Origin of the sequence: Varibaculum vaginae (assembly GCF_900604285.1) — a bacterium.
Lineage (GTDB): Bacteria > Actinomycetota > Actinomycetes > Actinomycetales > Actinomycetaceae > Varibaculum > Varibaculum vaginae.
Genome location: NZ_UWNY01000001.1, coordinates 470,471 through 487,689, shown reverse-complemented (window position 1 = coordinate 487,689; position 17,219 = coordinate 470,471). Strand labels below are relative to the sequence as shown.

The following is a 17,219-nucleotide window of genomic DNA, read 5'->3' as shown; positions in this document are numbered from 1 at the left end:
TTTCTCCTTTAACAGCGATTCGGGTTATTTGTAGAACTCTGGCTGTTCAATTAATTCCACGGAGATCAATTTGGACTCGCGCGATTCTAATGATTCCAGGGCAGCATCCACCACACAGGTTGCCGCGTATCCATCCCAAGAGCTCGAACCGGTGTGCCGATCCTGGCTAACAGCGTTAATCCACTGCTGTACCTCACGGTTAAAGGCATCATGGAAACGGTCAATATGGGATTGGCAGATAGCGTTGGAACGTTCTTGGCTGGAACGCACATACACTTTTTCTTGATCTCCCAGGTAGGCGGTGCCCTGTTCCATTACCGCTTCGCACTGAATGTCATAGCCGTAGCCGATGTTCACATTCACTTCGTCATCAATTCGGATCCCGGATTCGGTGTACATGACTACCACAATCGGGTCGGTGAGATGTTCAAACTTATAGCTGGTGGAGCGGGGGATATCTACCCGCACCTTCACGATTTCTTCACCGGTTAACCAGCGGCAAGTATCAATTTCGTGAATAGCGGTGTCATCAATCGCCATGGAAGACAGGTAGTTTTCTGGAACAGTGGGGTTACGGTGACGACAGTGCACCATGGTGGTTTCGCCCAGCTCTTTGGAGTCCATCTTGGCTTTCAAGATGCCATAAGACTGGTCGAAACGACGCATAAACCCAACAGTTACTAGTTTCTTCCCAGCCTTTTGTTCGGCCTCCATAATTTCGCGGCAATCTTCAGCCGTGGTTGCCAGCGGTTTTTCGCAAAGCACGTATTTTCCGGCTTCAATCGCTCGGATTACATCGGGCTTGTGCACCCGACCGAAGGTAGCAATCAGGACGGCATCTACGTTCGGATCTGCGATTAGTTCTTCGCCTGAGCCGTAGGCTTTGCCGCCAACTTTTTCCGCTACTTCTTTAGCAGCCTCTAAGTTGAGGTCGGCGACCGCTACAATCTTGCCGCCGGTCAATTCGTTTTCGATTCGCTCTACGTGGGCACGTCCCATACCGCCGGCACCGATTAAACCAATATTTAATGTCATTTTTCTCCCCTATGAGTCTGTGGTTTTCCCGGTTGCCTCGCCGCAGCCGGTCGCAGCTATAAAGCTACTTAGTGGTGATACCTGCGGGAGGGGGAACAAATATCCCGCTCCCGCAGGTATCGATAAAGTTAGAAATGGTTACTTCAATCCCAGCCCGCAGCTGGCCAGGTATTCACGCATATTGATGGCGTTCTGCTTCGGGAATGAGGGTTCGCACGGGTAGCAGTCCTGTTCGCAAATGCAGTAGATCTCGCGATCTAGTCCTGCAAGCGCATCAACAAACTCATGCATTTCCGGCAGCCCAGCAGGGGGACATACCGAAGCACCTTTAGCCACGGCCTCACCAAAGGGCCAATCTTTTTCGTGTGCCTCTTTGGTGATGGCTTCATCGAATGCCTTGATATGCACATAGGTAATCCGCTCTGGGTATTTCTTAATCAGTTCGACCGGGTCGCCGCCACCGTAGACTACGTGACCAGAATCCAGGCAGAGGTTAACGTACTTGGGATCGGTGGCGTCAAAAATGCGGGCGATTTCCTCGGGGGTTTCAATATGGGAATCTCCGTGAGGGTGCAGCACCATCTTCAATCCATATTCGTCCAGCAACATTTGCCCTAGGGCGTTGGCGTGCTCTACATAAAGCTTCCAGGCATCATCGGACAGGACGCGGTCATCTGTCCATTCCCAAGTCTTATCATCTCGGTAAAGCGGAGGTAGATGCACGATGTATTCCGCGCCTACTGCCGCGTGAGTTTCAGCAATCGCACGGAAAGTTTTCAAAGTTTCCGGCCAGGCTTCGGCTTTGTGGAGAATCCCCCAACCAGTGCCGGCTACTACCTTCATCCCAAATTCATCACACCACTTTTGTAGTTCTTTGGGATCAGTCGGGAAATAACCGAACGGTCCGGTTTCGATGATTTCGAATCCAGCTTCCGCCATTTCCTCCCAGGCTTGCCGAGGATCCATTTGTTTTTCATCCTTAGGGAACCATACTCCCCACTGGTCAGGGCACACCCCGATTGATAACTTGGAATATTTGGGATCCTTGGTATTTATTGCTTTGCTCTGCGCCATCGCAGTTTCCTTTCTCTAACTTTCCCCCGGCTACCCCGCCGGTTTTTGACTGCAAGTCCTGGTTTTAGCCATTTTTCTTGCCTGCTAGAAGCTTGCCAATACTTTACCGAATCGGTTCGGTAAATGCCACGATAGCGAACAAAATCGTTTCGGTCAAGCGGATTAGCAAAATTGTTACGCCAATTATTTGAGCTGGTACGATCGTTGCCGTTTTTATTCGGGGTGCAGCGTCCCTGCCGCTACTGCGTAGAAGCTATGCCGCGTGCATATCTAACCAGAGGCAAAACACTCCACTTCCCGAAGAATCGCGAGTGAGGTTATTAGCGTATCGGGGTTCACGGTTCTTAGAGGATTTCCCCACCGGAACTGGGATTTTACTGCGGGTTAGGGAGTGGTGGCGGCTTGGTAGAGGGTGAACAGGTGGGAGGTGATTTTGGTTTCGTCACCGGCAAAGTCCACCCCGTAGGCGGCTTCTACTACCCGATCTAGCTGGGCATGCGCCCGGGTTAGATCGGGATAGAGGAAATCATTGTCCGGGTCATATAGCTCCGCCAAGGTAGCCGGGGCATAGACTTTCCTTTTCTCGAGGACGAGGGCGGCGGCCTCTTCAATCACTTGCTTTTGCTGCGGGGTGGGGTCTGGCCAAATAAACGTGTTGTAGACGGTGGTATTCCCGTAGCTATAATCGCTTTTCAGCCTGCCGGCGACCACCCGCATCCAGGCGTTATGGAACTGGGAAGTGAGGACGCCGAACTCGTATAGTCCTGCGTTTGAAACGAAAAATAGTTTATCTCCAGGAATATGCGCAGTATCTAAGAAACCTATGGGAATATATCCACGCCGCTCAGAGGAAACTTTAGGCACCGCAATATACTTATCTCCTTGCGGGGGGCGGATTTCATCGAATAACCAGGGAGTATCCGCCTTCTTGCGGGTCGCCGCCTTGGCTGAGGATTGGCGCATCTCTTTTACCCGGCGCACCCGTTCCAACACCAGCGGCAGGTGAGCTAACTCTTGCGGCGAGCAATCAACCAGCCACAAGCAATAACGCGGCTTACCATTAATGAACTCAGCTCCCATGGAGAAGGGACGAATCCACTTTTCCGCAGCTGGCTCTTGAGCTACTAACTCGTCCTTTTCTTCCTGCCACAGCAGCAAGTTTCCACCCTCAGTGGGTTTACCACCCGCAACCATCGGAACAACTTCACACAGCGGTTTAGCCCGTCTGTCCACAAACACATCCAGGGCATCTGTTAGATAACCATTTATATGTCCTACCTGCTGGCGGCGAGATTCCCCTTCTTTCGGGTGCTCGAAAAGATATTTCGGATGATCATCCTGATAAGAAAATCCGATGATTACTACGTGTACATGGGCTTGATTTTCGGCTTCATTGTCCCAGACGAAACTGCGATGGGCGAAGTTAATGCGAACCCCTTGCTCAAATAGCGGTCGCCACAGCGGGGTAACTTGCTGTCCTTGGCAAATACTGTTGGTAGATACAAAGGCTGCCCGGATCTCGGTGCCTTGCATATAGTTGGCGGCTTTCTGATACCAGCAGGCTACATAATCCAGTCCCCCCCCCCGCTTGCCAAATAGGTCTGACCGATCCTGTTTTTGCTCCGGGGTGTGATTGGAGTAGCCAATAAAGGGAGGGTTGCTAATTAAATATGAACACTTTTCTGCAGGTAGCAGCTGCTCCCAGTCTAGGCGGACCGCGTTCGCGAGCACAATGTTAGAGTCATCGCGGAGCGGTAAATCCGCTACTTCCCGCTGCAAAATTGCCGCCGTTTCCCCATTAGCCTGCAGCTCGGCAATCCACAGCGCGGTACACGCCACCGCGACCGCGAAATCATTAATCTCTATCCCGTAGAACTGTCCCAGATTCACTTTAATCTGGTTCTTCGCCGCGCCCTCCTGCTCGAATTCCCAAGCCTGTTGCCCGCGCTCTAGCTCCGCAATCACCTGGTTTTCCAAGCGCCGCACCTCAATATAGGTTTCGGTTAAGAAGTTCCCGGATCCGCAGGCACTATCCATCCAGGTCAAACTAGCTAAACGGTTTTGGAAAGCCCGCAGTTTCGCCCGCCGCGACCTATCGGAAATCCCCGGATCAGACAGGATCCCTTCTAGTTCATTCTTTAAACCGTCAAGGAAAAGCGGATCAATCACCCGGTGGATATTTTCCGGACTGGTATAGTGCATTCCTCCACTGCGGCGAGTTTCCGGATTCAAAGTCGACTCAAAAACGCCCCCAAACACGGTAGGAGAAATCTGTGACCAGTCAGTTCCCTGCGATACCTCATTAAGCAGCAAGTCACGCAGCTCCTCGGTAAAGTTCGGAATCTCTAAACTTCGTCCCGGCTCCCCCGCAAACGAAGAGGGAAATACGGCCTGAGTAGCTTCCTCACCCGAACTTTCCCCCGCATCCGTTAAGTTCGGAGCGCCGGCAGCGGAGTCCCGGAACAGTCCCCCATTCACATAGGGGAAAACCGCGAGCTCTTCCTCCAGATAGGGGTCTCGCTGCTCAAGTGGGGTGTCTAGGACTTGGAACAGGCGTTGCAGCGCCACCCGGGTTTGAGAAGCGGTAAATCCTCGCAGGTAACGCAGCAGCGCGTCCTTGCCAAAAAGCCCCGCGTCCTCGGCAAAAAGACAGAACACCAAACGCACACACAGCACGTTCAGGCAGTGCTGCGACCAGGCAGAATCGGGGTCTTGATATTGCTCCAGCAGGCCGCGATGTAGCTTGCCGATCAGTTCCCCGGCGCAGATAGAGACTTGGCGTTCCTTTTCCGTGCGCGAATATGCCGGGTCAATTAAAAAATCCAGCAGATAAGACTGTTCGGGCAGTTCCGCTAAAGAAAATTCAATAAAATCGCCGGCCGGATCTTCTTTATTGAGGTCATGAATCCGGAAACGCTCGAAGTTACAAACAATAATAAAATCTGGGCGCTGGCGATTCGGTAGCGCATCGGCATAACGTTTAGCCTGTTCAAAAGGGGTAACTATTTGTCCCTGGCGCAGCTCACCCGCATCAAGGTTCACGCCAGAAGATTTTTGCTCCACGATAGTGCGCGCAGATGGAATCACCACGTCAATAAATCCGCGAGTCCGGGTGCGCTGCTCAAAACGACACTTGGTGGAAACTTCACGCATCCCCAACACATCTTGCAGCAGGGAGAGCCAAAAGCTGTGGGTTTCGCCTTTTTCGTAGCCATGACCTGTCCACTGTTGCACGAAATGCTCCGCCGCCCGCCGCCGGCCGCCTACTTCACTCACCACGTTTTCCTTTATGGCCTAACGTTACCGTCACCAGTCACGCTACCTCGCTTTGGTTACCTTGCCAGCCTACCCGCAATCCCCCAGTTTTCTTCGGTTCACGTCCGGTCACTACCCCGCTACAGCTACCCAACACAACAACCAGCAGGAAAAAGAGCACATACACCCTTGCCTAAATGTTACCTATTTGGTAACATTAATTCATGTTGATTCGATTTTCCTCAACCAAGTTGCAGAAATCCTGCAGCACTCAGGCAAATCGAAAACGCGCATACGGTAGTCAGATAGCCAATACTCTCAGGCTTCGCTTAGCTGAGTTACAGTACGCAGAAAATATGAACGACCTATTGCAGGGAACTGGAAAATGGGAAAGATTAACCGGTAATTTTGCCGGTCACTGGTCAGCTCGCCTTAGCGGAAATTGGCGACTGATTGTGCGACCAGAAAACACGACAAGGCAAATCGAAGTAGTAGTCGAAGTGGTAGACATACAGGACTACCACTAAAGAAAAGGAGGGAGCGAGATGAATAACGAATACAATTTTATTGCCGCTCCGGGAGAGTTTATCCAAGAGTGGATGGACGAAACCCAGATTAACCAGGCTGAACTAGCGCGGCGCCTGGGAGTTTCCCGTAAGCATGTCAGCCAGCTACTGCAGGGGAAAGCGGCCTTAACTCCGGCAATCGCAATTGCTTTAGAGCGGGTAACCGGGGTTCCCGCCCGGATATGGAACCGCTACGAGGCCGGTTACCAGGATGCTTTACTTCGTGAACAACAGCGCAACCAGGCAGAAAGCTCCTACGCGGTAGCAAAAAGTTTCCCGTTAACCTACCTCAGAGAAGTCGGGGTAATTACTGCAAATGCCAGAGATAAGGCTGCAACTGTTTCGCAACTACTATCCTTTTTAGGAGTCGCCAGTTTTAGCGCATTTTCCGCCAGCTGGACAAAAAGTAGTATGGCGTATCGCCGCCGGGCAGCCTCCCGTGAAACAGATCTTCCCTCTCTCGCATCTTGGCTACTCCTGGGGGAAAAACAGATTCCGGATAATCTTCCTCCATTAGACAAGGCTGCGCTTAAAGCTCTACTACCCCAGCTTCGTGAGCTAACTTGCAGACGGAATGAAGAAGCCCTGCCACAAGCGCGGCGCTACTTAGAAGAAGTGGGAGTGGCGCTTTGTATTATTCCTGCCATTACCGGCTTGGGGATACATGGAGTTACCCGCTGGGTCAATGGTTCCCCAGTCATACAGCTATCAACACTGTATAAAACCGATGACCAGATTTGGTTCACTCTTTTTCACGAAATCGGTCACGTGCTGCTTCACAGTGATACACAGCTATTTATCAGTGATGATGATTCTCAGGCAGAGGAAGAAGCTGATGCTTTTGCGGCTCGAACTTTGATTCCGGAGCCCTATCGGAAATCCTTACCTAAAAAACGCGATCTTAAGTTAGTCAAGGAAATGGCTGGGAAAATAGGAGTAGCGCCCAGTATCATCCTTGGGCAAGCGCAACACAGTACCGGTGATTTCGGTTGGGGACACTCGCTAAAACAAAAAATTAACTGGCACGAACTCACGGATTTTCATCTCCAAGACGCCTAGAGCAAGCCGAGAATTTTGCTAATCCCAGGAGTAGAAACCAGCGTGAGCATCCTCGCCTAGTTATCTTTGGAGGGCGAATCCGGCTTTGCCAGGTGCAGATCTACCGCCACTAGGCGACGTTTGTAGGCGCGGCGCAGCGAGTTACGCAAGGGCAGAGAACCTGCCAAGACAACCGCGAGAATCGCCCAGGCAGTAGCAATGACGACCCACAGGCCAGCCCGAGCCCCGCCCGCGTCCACCACGTTGCCCCCAATCCAGGCACCCGCAGAGATTCCCAAGGTAAAGAAAGTGTTTAGCCAGGCCATACCTTCGGTGAAACGGGAAGGGGGAACCAGATTCGCCAAAATATTGGTCGCATTGGTCATGGTAGGTGCATAGGTGGCGCCAGTAAGCGCCAGGCAAAGCCCTAAAATCCAGGCATTGGAAGCGAAGAAAAACGTGGAAAACCCCATTGCCATCAGGATAATTCCCCCTACGAACAGGCGCAAAGCCGAGATTCCCCATTCCTTGGCACCATAGATTATTGCCGCCGAAAAGGAAGTAACCCCGAACATGGCTAGCAGGATGCCCGCTATTTGTGGCATACCGATTTCCCGACAATAGGCCACTACGGATAAATCTAAGGCGCCGAAAGTTAGGCCACAGAGCATAAAGATGGTCCCCAGTACCACCATCGCCGCTGATTTAAGTAGCGGTTTGGCCTCCTCGGGAGAAAAATCAGCCTTCCCACGCGGAGTAGGTTCCGTTTGCCGCTGCGCCAGAAACCAGAAACCCCCAATTCCCGAAGTTAGCAGGCAGGCCACAATCCCCGCCGCCGGGTGTACTACCGTGGCCAGGACAGTGGCAATAATCGGGCCGAAAATAAAAATAACTTCGTCGAGAGCAGCTTCAAAAGCATAGGCCGTATTTAGCTTGCGGGAACCGGCTAAAAGATGAGTCCAGCGCGCCCTCACAAAAGCCCCAAAAGATCCGGTAGTAGCCCCAGATAGGGCAGCAATTACATAGAGCGTCCAGCGTGGCGCGTGATAGAGGGTCGCTGCGGTTAAAGCAGCCAATAGCACCAGCGAAGCAGCTACTAGGGGACGCAGAATTTTAGCCTGCCCATGCCGATCCACTAGCTGCGCCTGGATTGGTGAAGCCGCCGCCATAGCGATTACCACTACCGCGTTCACCTGCCCCGCCAGGGAATATTCCCCGTATAGAGTAGAAATCATTAGCAGGGTAGAAAGCCCTGCCATCGCCATAGGAAAGCGCGCTATCGCCCCGGCGATAGAAAAACTGAGCGCACCCGGATAGGCGAAAATCTCTCGATAGGTCTTAAACACAACTCCAGCCTACTGTTTTAGCTACTCTCTATCTCGCCCCAGTTAAACTGGGGGCATGAATCTGTCGAATAATCGTCTCTGGCGTCGCAGCTGTACCGCGGCGCTACTGATAGGAATTATCGGCATAGTTACCTTAGGGTTCAGCGGACATCCGGTGTTTGCCAGCCGTATGTTTTCTCTAATGCTACTGCTACTGGGGGTTTATCGGCTATTTGACCGCTCCCCAAACGCCTGGTGTGCGGTGCGTTCCTGGTGGCTTGACTGCCTCGCCCTTTTCGCCCTGTCGATAATGCTGTTTATTCTGGCTCCCTACGGTGGCATGATTATGCCTACCGGAATCTAGGGAAAACTACCCAGAATCTACCGCCTAAGTCTAGGCCAGCGAGCCCATCGGGTCCCAAGCCGGCAAAACTATCGGCGCATCCTCGGAATCAATAACCTCCCGATATTCTGCAGGAAGCCGATCCCGATGTACCGCGATTTCGAAAACGTACTCATCAAACCAGGAATCGTTCATAGTGTAAAACCCCCGGTCAGCACGTTCTTCGCAGCCCCAAGAGTTTTCAACCCGCCAACGGCGAGGGGCGCCATCCAACATATCTACCCCCACGAACAGCATGGCGTGCGTCATTAAGGATTCGTGGGAAAGCAGGCGTTCTTGCTTATCCATCCCGAAATGTACCCCATAGACCCCGCCATAGTCGTAGAGATTCTTGTCCCAAAGCGACAACACTCGATCCGCCTGCTGCTCGGTGTCACAACCAAACCAAACCGGCTTCCCGGCCTGCAACACGGTAGCCGCACAGTCCTTCATTACCTGTATCGGCACATTTAGATATCGCACCGGCGCTGCCCCCAACACATTACCCAACCGATCCACGGTGTAAGTCTTCCCGTAGGGGTTAGCTTCGCGGGGATCGTTAACTAGGCAAACATAGTTACGCAGGTCATTAACAATATATTTATCCGCGAACTGTTGAGGAGTCACCTCTCCTAGCCGCTCAAACTTATTGTCTTTATCGTTGTATTGCCAGACGAATTTTTCCGGCGGAGTTCCCAGATGGATATTCAGGATCCGGTGTACCCCACCCAGCAAGCGCGCTTTTACTTGCCCTATGGTTTCGGGATTTTTTTGCACAGCTTTCCGCAGCGTAAGTGCCCCTTCTCGCAGGTAACGCTCCAGAATCCTATCCATTTTTCTCGAGTTAGAAGAAGATTCAGTCTCTGGCATTGCCCACTTAGGAACCACCCCGTATTTATCGACTAACGCCACAAACATATTCCACTGGCCACCATCCCCAATCGGATCAGATAGCAGGTGAGCCACCGTACGGTCATCAATATCGCGATCGGCCAGCTCAATCTGAGACTCAAAGAAATAGTTTGCTTTTTCCAGTTTGTCCCAATAAAACAGGTACGCCTGAGAGAACTCAAAGTTTTCGACATTTAGGCGCTTAATCATTGAAGAACGTAGCAGATTCAAACCGGCAAACAGCCAGCAGCGCCCCGATTTCTTTTGGTTAGCCACCGGCCACGCATCTAGTTTGTGCGACATGGAACGATCCGCGAAAGCCACCACTTGGTGATTTTGCGCCACCTGGTCAATATCTGAGTTAGTCACCGCGTTTTGCATTAGCTGACCGCGAGGATCCGAAGAAAAGTCTTTACGCAGTTCAGACAATACTTCCGGGGTTAGTGTAGCTTCACGTTTGCTCACTGTTCCTCCTATACTTGGGGCGGCATGCCGCCATTTTCATGGGCAAAACTATCCTGGGTAGCAACTGAGGACTGGGGTTAGCACCACCGTTTCACCGTTTTCTTGCTTGCTTCCAAAATATCCCATCGTCCCCGCAGAGTTAATTTGGGGTGCTCTACCTCTCTTCGCCAGCCTCACTGATTCCTGCGTATATAAAAATATTCGTAGGGAGGAGGCAAGGGCGCAATGAAGACATACGAAAGCATCCCCTCGGCAAATGCGGTCACTGCCAGGAATACGTTTAATAGCTTATTTTTCGTCCTGCAAGGCCGAAATTAGTTCATCTACCTGATGAATCCAGATTCGTCCAGAAATATCGGACGGCATCCGGAAGTCACCGCGCGGACTAAGGCCAAATCCGTCAGTTATTCCCGGTCCGCCAGGAACACAAGTCCGTTTGAATTGGGAAGTGAAGAAGCGATGCAAAAATTCACGCAACCAGCGCAAAATAGTTTTCAAATCGTATTCGTGACGATCTGATTCGGGCAGGTCTGCCGGCCACATTCCTTTTTGTTTATCTGCCCACGCCTGATACGCCAAATAGGCAATATCACGGGGGTCGCGTCCTGAAAGCAGGTGGAAGAGAAAGAACTCATGCAGTTCGTAAGGGCCGATAGTGTCCTGGGTGGATTGCAGTTTTTCCCCGCCGCCCGGGATCAGTTCCGGAGAAATTTCTTGCGCCAAAATTTCTTGCAACACTTGCGTGCAGGCTTCACCAAATAGGTTTTGTCGGCACACCCAGCGAATCATGTATTGCAGCATGGTTTTGGGGATTCCGGGATTAACCGAATAGTGCGACATGTGATCGCCGACCCCATAAGTGCACCAGCCCAATGCAGCCTCGGATAAATCCCCGGTTCCAATCACCAATCCACCCTGATGATTGGCAATCCGAAACAGGTAATCAGCACGCAGCCCCGCCTGCACATTTTCAAAGGCCACATCATATTGGGCAGCCCCTTGGGCGAAGGGATGATCCATATCGGCAAGCATTTGCCGGGCAGCCGGCCGAATATCGATTTCCTCGCATTTAATCCCCAGGGATTCACATAACCTAAAGGCGTGAGATTTAGTGCCTGCCGAGGTAGCGAAACCGGGCAAGGTATAGGCCAAGATCTGGGATTTTTCGAGACCGAGGCGGGCTGCCACCTGAGTACAAACCAAAATCGCCTGGGTGGAATCTAGTCCCCCAGATACTCCCAATACCATCTTGGGGTTACCTACGGCCTGTAAACGTTTTTGCAGGCCGTAAACCTGAATCTGGAACGCTTGCCGACAGGCACGGTCGATACCCTCCTGGTCGGTGGGCAGGAACGGGAATCTGACCGGCCTAGGAATCAGTTCCACTCCCCCCTCTTCGCCTTCGACCTGACCAGAGTGTAAATAATTCTCCCAGGGATCAAAGGCGGTAGCCGCACCCGCAACTCCCACTCCCAGGCGGATCCTTACCTCCCAGGTCTTCCCGGATTGCCTAGCCTTAGCCTCCGTGAAACCACTTTCGCGCCGCCTCCGATTGGCGAGGAGAGCTAAATCAATATCGGCCAGCGCAATCTGAGTTTCACTGGGGAAAGGCTCCGTTTCCGCCAGTTTAGAGCCATTCTGGAAAATAAAGGTTCGTCCTTCCCAAGCAGCATCTGAGGAAGACTCACCGTTCCCGGCTCCTGCATGTAAATAGGCACAAATCCCACGTCGAGAAGTAGCTTCCGCCAGCAGTTTCTGCTGTTCTCCCCCCTCTAAAGTAGCTGGGTAGGCAGCTGGATTCACGATTATGCTCGCCCCCTGCAGAGCAAGTGGCAGCGCCAGGGAATACGCTGCAGCCCCCTCGCAACCGACTTCTGCTCCCACCGCTAAACCTGGTACGTCCTCGACAGTGATTGTCCCATTCCCTATAGGAGCTTCGCTGGCTCCCGGAATTTGGGTTGCATCCCAGCATGCATCTGCAGCTAGGTGAGATCCGGAAGTAAAGTAGCGTTTTTCATAAGCCGCACTGGAAAGAAAAACTTTCGGAGTCAGAGCAACTACTCTTCCACGTGCCAGAAATACTGCGCAATTATAGATTTGACCCGCTATCCGCAGCGGGGCTCCCACTACGATTAGCTGCGCGCAATCCGAAGTCTCTTTAGCCAGTAGTTCTATCCCTTTTTCCACGCTTGCCAGTAGCCGCTCAGAAAACACCAGGTCATCAAGAGTGTAGCCAGAGATGCTCATCTCTGGGAACACCGCTACACAGGCACCCTGGCGGGCAGCTTTTCTAGCTGCCTCCGCGATTTCAGGAACATTCCGATCCGGCTGACCAGGATGGCTGGGAATAGTAATGGCAGCAACCCGGGCGAAGCCATGGTCATAAGGGCTAGAAAAAGTCATGCTCATATTATTGCACTCAGACTCGCCAGCTTCCGCGTCCATAAGTGTAATCAGCGTCTAATTAGAGAGCCCTGATTTAGTACGCTCCGGGGTAAATGTGTAGAATCGTTGGAGTCCAGCCCCGATAGCTCAGTGGATAGAGCGTTCGCCTCCGGAGCGAAAGGCCGCAGGTTCGAATCCTGTTCGGGGCACTAAATGCTTTTCTGTAAAACCGTCTACCCATCTGCTAATAACTGTCCCTATCTGCGACTTAGTTTGCATTTAAAATAGCCCGGATGCATCAGTGGATTATATTTATGGAAGTCTGTAATCCCTGGATTATGTAGGGAAATCGTGGAACTAGGAGTATAAGGCGTCAATAAAGGCACCGCCATGCGTGAAGTTCTGCAGCATTTTGGGTCTTCCCCGACCCAAGCAATCGCGATTAGGGATTCCGCAAACGACTTTGAACTGGTGCGAGAGGCAGATATGGGAATCACCCTAGCGGCTGGGGCAAAAAGCTAAGCGAAATCAAGGACTGGATTGTTCTCTCGGTTAAAGCGGAGGGGTGGCTACAACGTTTGCACGCTTCCACGGTCTCGACCCCGCCTGAATATTAGAAGAACTTATATCCTCCCAGGTCAACGAAGCTAAAGCCTTTACCGGTAGAAACATTTAAGCAGGTAACATCACTGCCGCCAAAAGTGCAAGCATATTTACCGAGTTGAGTATATTGCCCAGGCCCTAGCGATTGCAGGTCAAAACGTTTACCGCTATTGTCGGTTTGACCAGCGACTACATCCTGATAGAGGGGGGTAGTACCATTCACACACCCTCCAATACCCGAGGAAGCATCCCACATCCCCAACACCGACAGCCGCAAGTCGCCTTCGTTACATTTCCCCACATTCTCAGCAGCATCAAAGTTACTGGCAGTCGCACAAATCACGCCGCTGCCGCTAGCCAGCACACCCGAAGCATCAGCCGCCAAGGGAACTAACGGTGGCACCCCATCCTCGAGTTTCTGTGCAATCGTACAAACCACAATCCCGGACTGGGAACGGAAAGTTACTCGCTTCTTGTCCCCTCCTAACTGCGCGGGACTTACCGGCTGCGCGGCTAACACCTTTTTAACTTGTTCACTTTGAGCGGTAGCAATCGGTTTAGGTTCCGGAGCCGCTACGGTTTCGGTAGCATTCGGCTGTACACCCAGAGGAATCGCCGAAGGAACTTTCCCGGTGCTGAGCCGCACGATTTGCCAACTCACTAAAGCAATAAGAAGCAAGACTACCAGTCCATATAACAGCCATAGCGGAGAGCGCCGAGGAGATTTAACCTGCTGATCTTCTGCAGAAGAAACACCTGGCATTAGGGGCGACGGTTGACCGGTCACTGCTCCAGCTGATGATGCGGCAAAGTTCCGAATGGGAGTCACCCCGCTAGTAGGCAAAGCTCCATACACAGAGGCGGGAGCATCGTAGCCACCTGCAGATGGTGGCGTCGAGGCAGATTCTACGGTGGCTTTCTGGGAGCTAGCCGTGGAAGGGCGTTGTCTGCTTGCAGCTGACAACGGATCCGAATGAGCTTGTGGATAACTCGCAGCTAGCTGCGCAGTCTCGGAGGAATATCCACTGTTTTTACGAAGAGGCCGTGCTGGGCGCGGGGCTGCTGCATGTTGAAGAGGTTGCTCACCAAGATTATGCGGAACTACTCCCGGGCTATTCGAAACTTGCGGGATTCCCGACCCCTGCGACTGAGGAAGACTAGCTGACCGTGGACGCTGATTGGGGTTACGGGGAGGAAAATAGCGTCCTTGCCCCGCGGGGGAAGTCGGCGAATTCATCTGCGGCTCGCCCGCGCCGCGAGCACCATAACCCGGCTGTTCACTCACGCTAGCCACTCCTCGTTTACATCGGCGCTGCGCCCTTTAGACAGCAGGAACTGGTTAAAATGCTGCGCCCACTCACGATGTTGATCCCGCTGATAGTCTTGCAATTGCCGCAAATCCATCTGCCCCAATTGAGGATAGGTGGCGCAAATTGCCCGTAAGACCGCAATAGTTTGTCGCACGTCCACTAGAGCATCATGCAGATTATCCTCTCCGCGCACCCGGTAAAACTCTGCGAGCGCCTCCAGGGTGCGTTTCCCACGCCGATAACGATCTAGCGCCCGATCTAGCACTAGCGGGTCAATTACCGGCAAGAAATCTACCCGCTGACGCATTGTCGGTAATCCTAGACGTTCCAAATGACTATCTAATAGCGGTAAATCAAAGGAGGCGTTGTAGATAACTACCGGAACTTGCGCCTGACCGCAGGCTTCTAGCACCTGGGCAACTTCGGTCACAACTTGCTCTAAGGGGCGTCCATGTTCGCGAGCGTACTCGGTGGAAATTCCGTGTACCTGCTGGGCCGCCTCGGGAATGGGAATACCAGGATTGGCCAGCCAGGTTTGTTCTCGGGTTTGACCATGACGCCATTCCACGCAGGCAGCGGTAACTATGCGATCAGTGGCGGGTTTTACTCCTGTGGTTTCAGTGTCGAAACCCATAAATGGCCCATCAATCCAGCCCACTCGCTACTCCTTACCTCACCAGCGCTTTCTGCGCTTTCGCTTCAAATAATACGCGGTTATTTAACTGCCGAGTGGTAGTTGGGGGCTTCTGAGGTCATCTGCACATCGTGCGGATGAGATTCTCGCAGTCCTGCACCGGTAATTTTCACGAAACGTCCCCGTGCTTTCAAGGTGGCTATATCAGAGGAACCGGTATAGAACATGGATTGTCGCAGCCCCCCGATCAGCTGATAAAGCACCGCCGATAAGGCGCCCGAGAAGGGTACTTGCCCTTCGATACCCTCGGGAACTATTTGCGCATCACTGGTTACTTCCGCCTGGAAATATCGATCCTTGGAATAGGATTTACGTCCACGCGAACTCATTGCCCCCAACGAACCCATGCCACGATAATGCTTATACTGTTTACCATTCACGAATACCAGCTCGCCTGGAGATTCTTCACATCCAGCCAGCAGGGAACCTAACATCACAGTATCGGCGCCTGCCACCATGGCTTTAGCGATATCGCCTGAATACTGCAAACCACCATCGGCAATCAATGGCACCCCCGCTTTCGAACATGCCTGAGCCGCCAAGTTAATCGCGGTAATCTGTGGTACCCCAACTCCGGCAACTACTCGGGTAGTACAGATAGACCCGGGACCCACCCCGACTTTCACTGCATCCACCCCGGCGTCAATCAGCGCTTGCGCACCCTCGGCAGTGGCTACATTCCCGCCAATAATTTCGATCCCGGCAAAAGTTGGGGAGGCTTTCAATTTCCGAATCATCTCTAGGGCGAGTTCCGCCCCACCATTTGCGGTATCGACTACCAGCACGTCTACTTCTGCTTCCGCTAAGGCTTCCGCGCGTTCCCAGGTATCTCCCCAATACCCGATGGCGGCACCTACCCGCAGGCGACCTTCCTCATCCTTAGTGGAATTGGGGTATTGTTCGGTTTTCACGAAATCTTTTACCGTAATTAGGCCGGTAAGGCGACCTTCCTCGTCAACTAGCGGAAGTTTTTCAATTTTCTTTTCCGCCAGCAATGCCCGCGCTTCCTCACGCGGCATCCCTTTACGTCCAGTAGTAAGCGGCATCGGAGTCATCGCGTCGCGAACCTTAACCGTCGCCCACTGGTCGGCAGGAATAAACCTTAGGTCACGGTTAGTGATTATCCCTTTGAGCTTGCGATCATCATCCACCACCGGCAAACCAGAGACTCGGTAATGCCCGCATTCTTTATCCAGCTCCAATAAGGTGGCATCCGGTCCGATAGTAACCGGATCGGTAATCATCCCAGATTCAGAGCGTTTAACCTGTCGCACCTGTGCGGCTTGCTCAGCAATCGGCAAATTGCGGTGCACGATTCCAATACCACCTTGCCGAGCCATCGCAATCGCCATATTGGCCTCGGTGACGGTATCCATGGCCGCAGATATTACCGGCGTATGCAGGGTAATTCGTTTAGTTAACCTACTGGAGGTATCGACTGCAGAGGGAACCACATCGGTGGTTTCGGGAAGTAAAAGAACGTCGTCATAAGTTAGCCCTTCTAGGGCTTCCAGGTGTTCGGTAATCACCTTTTTAAGGTTATCCCGAAGCACCAGGTTGACGCCACCTTTATTCATTTGTTAACGCATTTTCCAGCAGCTTTACCCCTGAATGTGACCCGTCTTACCTTGTATCTAGTTTTTATTCTCAGCACGCTGTTTTAGTTGGAAGTACCTGTAATCCCTAAAGCCCCACTTCTGCTGCAAAGTAGTAAATTCGCTGAGCGCTTACTACATTTATTTTTCTTCTGAACTGCGATTTAAGCTTTTATTTTCCTAGATTTCATTGAACAATAGTCTTTTTTTCAGAAAACCGTAAGCTACTTTCTTCATAGTGAGCCATAACTTGAGGGACTACCAAGGAGCACCTATGAGTAACTTCTCGCGACTTCCCGGACCGGTGGCGGATTTATGGGAGTGGCAATACCAGGGAGCCTGTAGGGATTTGGATACCGAACAGTTTTTTCATCCCGAGGGCGAACGCGGGGGAACTCGCAAGCGACGTGATGATGCCGCTAAGGCCATCTGCGCCCAGTGCCCGGTAATAACTGAATGTCGGGAATATGCGCTAGCTGCCCAAGAACCTTACGGGATTTGGGGCGGACTAACTATGGAAGAACGTCGTGAGCTTATTCGCATCAAACACCAGGTTCCGCAGCGACGTAGCGCCTGATAAAGGTAGTGAGGATGCGGGAAA

General features: G+C 52.3%; 13 protein-coding genes, 1 tRNA gene and 1 pseudogene. 6 read left to right on the top strand and 9 right to left on the bottom strand.

Annotation, left to right across the window (positions count from 1 at the left end):
- Positions 1-24 precede the first annotated feature (24 nt).
- From EFB02_RS02060 to EFB02_RS02045, 3 genes are all read right to left on the bottom strand, one after another.
- Positions 25-1,035, bottom strand: a complete 1,011-nt coding sequence (locus EFB02_RS02060) for a Gfo/Idh/MocA family protein (RefSeq protein ID WP_122819916.1) — start codon at positions 1,033-1,035, stop codon at positions 25-27.
- A 138-nt stretch (positions 1,036-1,173) separates the two neighbouring features.
- Positions 1,174-2,109: a sugar phosphate isomerase/epimerase family protein gene (locus EFB02_RS02055; protein WP_122819914.1), complete on the bottom strand. Its 936-nt coding sequence runs from the start codon at positions 2,107-2,109 to the stop codon at positions 1,174-1,176.
- Positions 2,110-2,493: 384 nt separating this feature from the next.
- Positions 2,494-5,385 carry a DNA methyltransferase gene (locus EFB02_RS02045; protein ID WP_200831527.1) on the bottom strand — a complete coding sequence of 964 codons (2,892 nt, stop codon included), beginning with the start codon at positions 5,383-5,385 and terminating at the stop codon, positions 2,494-2,496.
- Positions 5,386-5,588: 203 nt separating this feature from the next.
- On the opposite strand from EFB02_RS02045, the gene EFB02_RS02040 reads away from it, so the two are divergent.
- Together EFB02_RS02040 and EFB02_RS02035 are read left to right on the top strand one after the other, a co-directional pair.
- Positions 5,589-5,891 carry a type II toxin-antitoxin system RelE/ParE family toxin gene (locus EFB02_RS02040; RefSeq protein ID WP_122819910.1) on the top strand — a complete coding sequence of 101 codons (303 nt, stop codon included), beginning with the start codon at positions 5,589-5,591 and terminating at the stop codon, positions 5,889-5,891.
- An 18-nt stretch (positions 5,892-5,909) separates the two neighbouring features.
- Positions 5,910-6,989, top strand: coding sequence for an ImmA/IrrE family metallo-endopeptidase (locus tag EFB02_RS02035; protein ID WP_122819908.1), 1,080 nt, complete (start codon positions 5,910-5,912; stop codon positions 6,987-6,989).
- 56 nt (positions 6,990-7,045) lie between these two features.
- Here the strand turns inward: EFB02_RS02035 and EFB02_RS02030 are convergent, their stop codons facing one another.
- On the bottom strand, positions 7,046-8,314 hold the full coding sequence (locus EFB02_RS02030; protein WP_122819906.1) for an MFS transporter: 1,269 nt from the start codon (positions 8,312-8,314) through the stop codon (positions 7,046-7,048).
- A gap of 55 nt (positions 8,315-8,369) precedes the next feature.
- Here EFB02_RS02030 and EFB02_RS02025 point away from each other — a divergent pair, with 55 nt between their 5' ends.
- Complete coding sequence (locus EFB02_RS02025) at positions 8,370-8,657, top strand: hypothetical protein (protein ID WP_122819905.1); 288 nt, start codon at positions 8,370-8,372, stop codon at positions 8,655-8,657.
- A gap of 30 nt (positions 8,658-8,687) precedes the next feature.
- On the opposite strand, the gene EFB02_RS02020 is transcribed toward EFB02_RS02025, so the two are convergent.
- Both EFB02_RS02020 and EFB02_RS02015 read right to left on the bottom strand, forming a co-directional pair.
- A complete protein-coding gene (locus tag EFB02_RS02020) occupies positions 8,688-10,031 on the bottom strand; it encodes a C1 family peptidase (protein ID WP_122819903.1) in 1,344 nt (447 codons plus the stop codon).
- A gap of 288 nt (positions 10,032-10,319) precedes the next feature.
- On the bottom strand, positions 10,320-12,434 hold the full coding sequence (locus tag EFB02_RS02015; protein WP_200831526.1) for an NAD(+) synthase: 2,115 nt from the start codon (positions 12,432-12,434) through the stop codon (positions 10,320-10,322).
- A 118-nt stretch (positions 12,435-12,552) separates the two neighbouring features.
- On the opposite strand from EFB02_RS02015, the gene EFB02_RS02010 reads away from it, so the two are divergent.
- Together EFB02_RS02010 and EFB02_RS02005 are read left to right on the top strand one after the other, a co-directional pair.
- A tRNA-Arg gene (locus tag EFB02_RS02010) sits at positions 12,553-12,625 on the top strand.
- Positions 12,626-12,797: 172 nt separating this feature from the next.
- A pseudogene (locus EFB02_RS02005) lies at positions 12,798-12,938 on the top strand (HAD hydrolase family protein); the annotation flags it as partial.
- 91 nt (positions 12,939-13,029) lie between these two features.
- On the opposite strand, the gene EFB02_RS02000 reads toward EFB02_RS02005, so the two are convergent.
- Genes EFB02_RS02000 through guaB form a run of 3 tightly spaced genes read right to left on the bottom strand, consistent with a single transcriptional unit; the run spans position 13,030 to position 16,600 of the window.
- Positions 13,030-14,304: a hypothetical protein gene (locus EFB02_RS02000; protein WP_122819897.1), complete on the bottom strand. Its 1,275-nt coding sequence runs from the start codon at positions 14,302-14,304 to the stop codon at positions 13,030-13,032.
- Complete coding sequence (locus EFB02_RS01995; protein WP_122819894.1) at positions 14,301-14,987, bottom strand: exonuclease domain-containing protein; 687 nt, start codon at positions 14,985-14,987, stop codon at positions 14,301-14,303. Before EFB02_RS01995 ends, EFB02_RS02000 begins: the two co-directional genes overlap by 4 nt.
- 56 nt (positions 14,988-15,043) lie before the next feature.
- Entirely contained in the window at positions 15,044-16,600 is a 1,557-nt protein-coding gene (gene guaB, locus EFB02_RS01990; protein WP_122819892.1) for an IMP dehydrogenase, read from the bottom strand.
- 292 nt (positions 16,601-16,892) lie between these two features.
- On the opposite strand from guaB, the gene EFB02_RS01985 reads away from it, so the two are divergent.
- Positions 16,893-17,195 (top strand): WhiB family transcriptional regulator, encoded by a 303-nt coding sequence (locus tag EFB02_RS01985; protein ID WP_122819890.1) that lies wholly within the window; start codon positions 16,893-16,895, stop codon positions 17,193-17,195.
- Positions 17,196-17,219 lie beyond the last annotated feature (24 nt).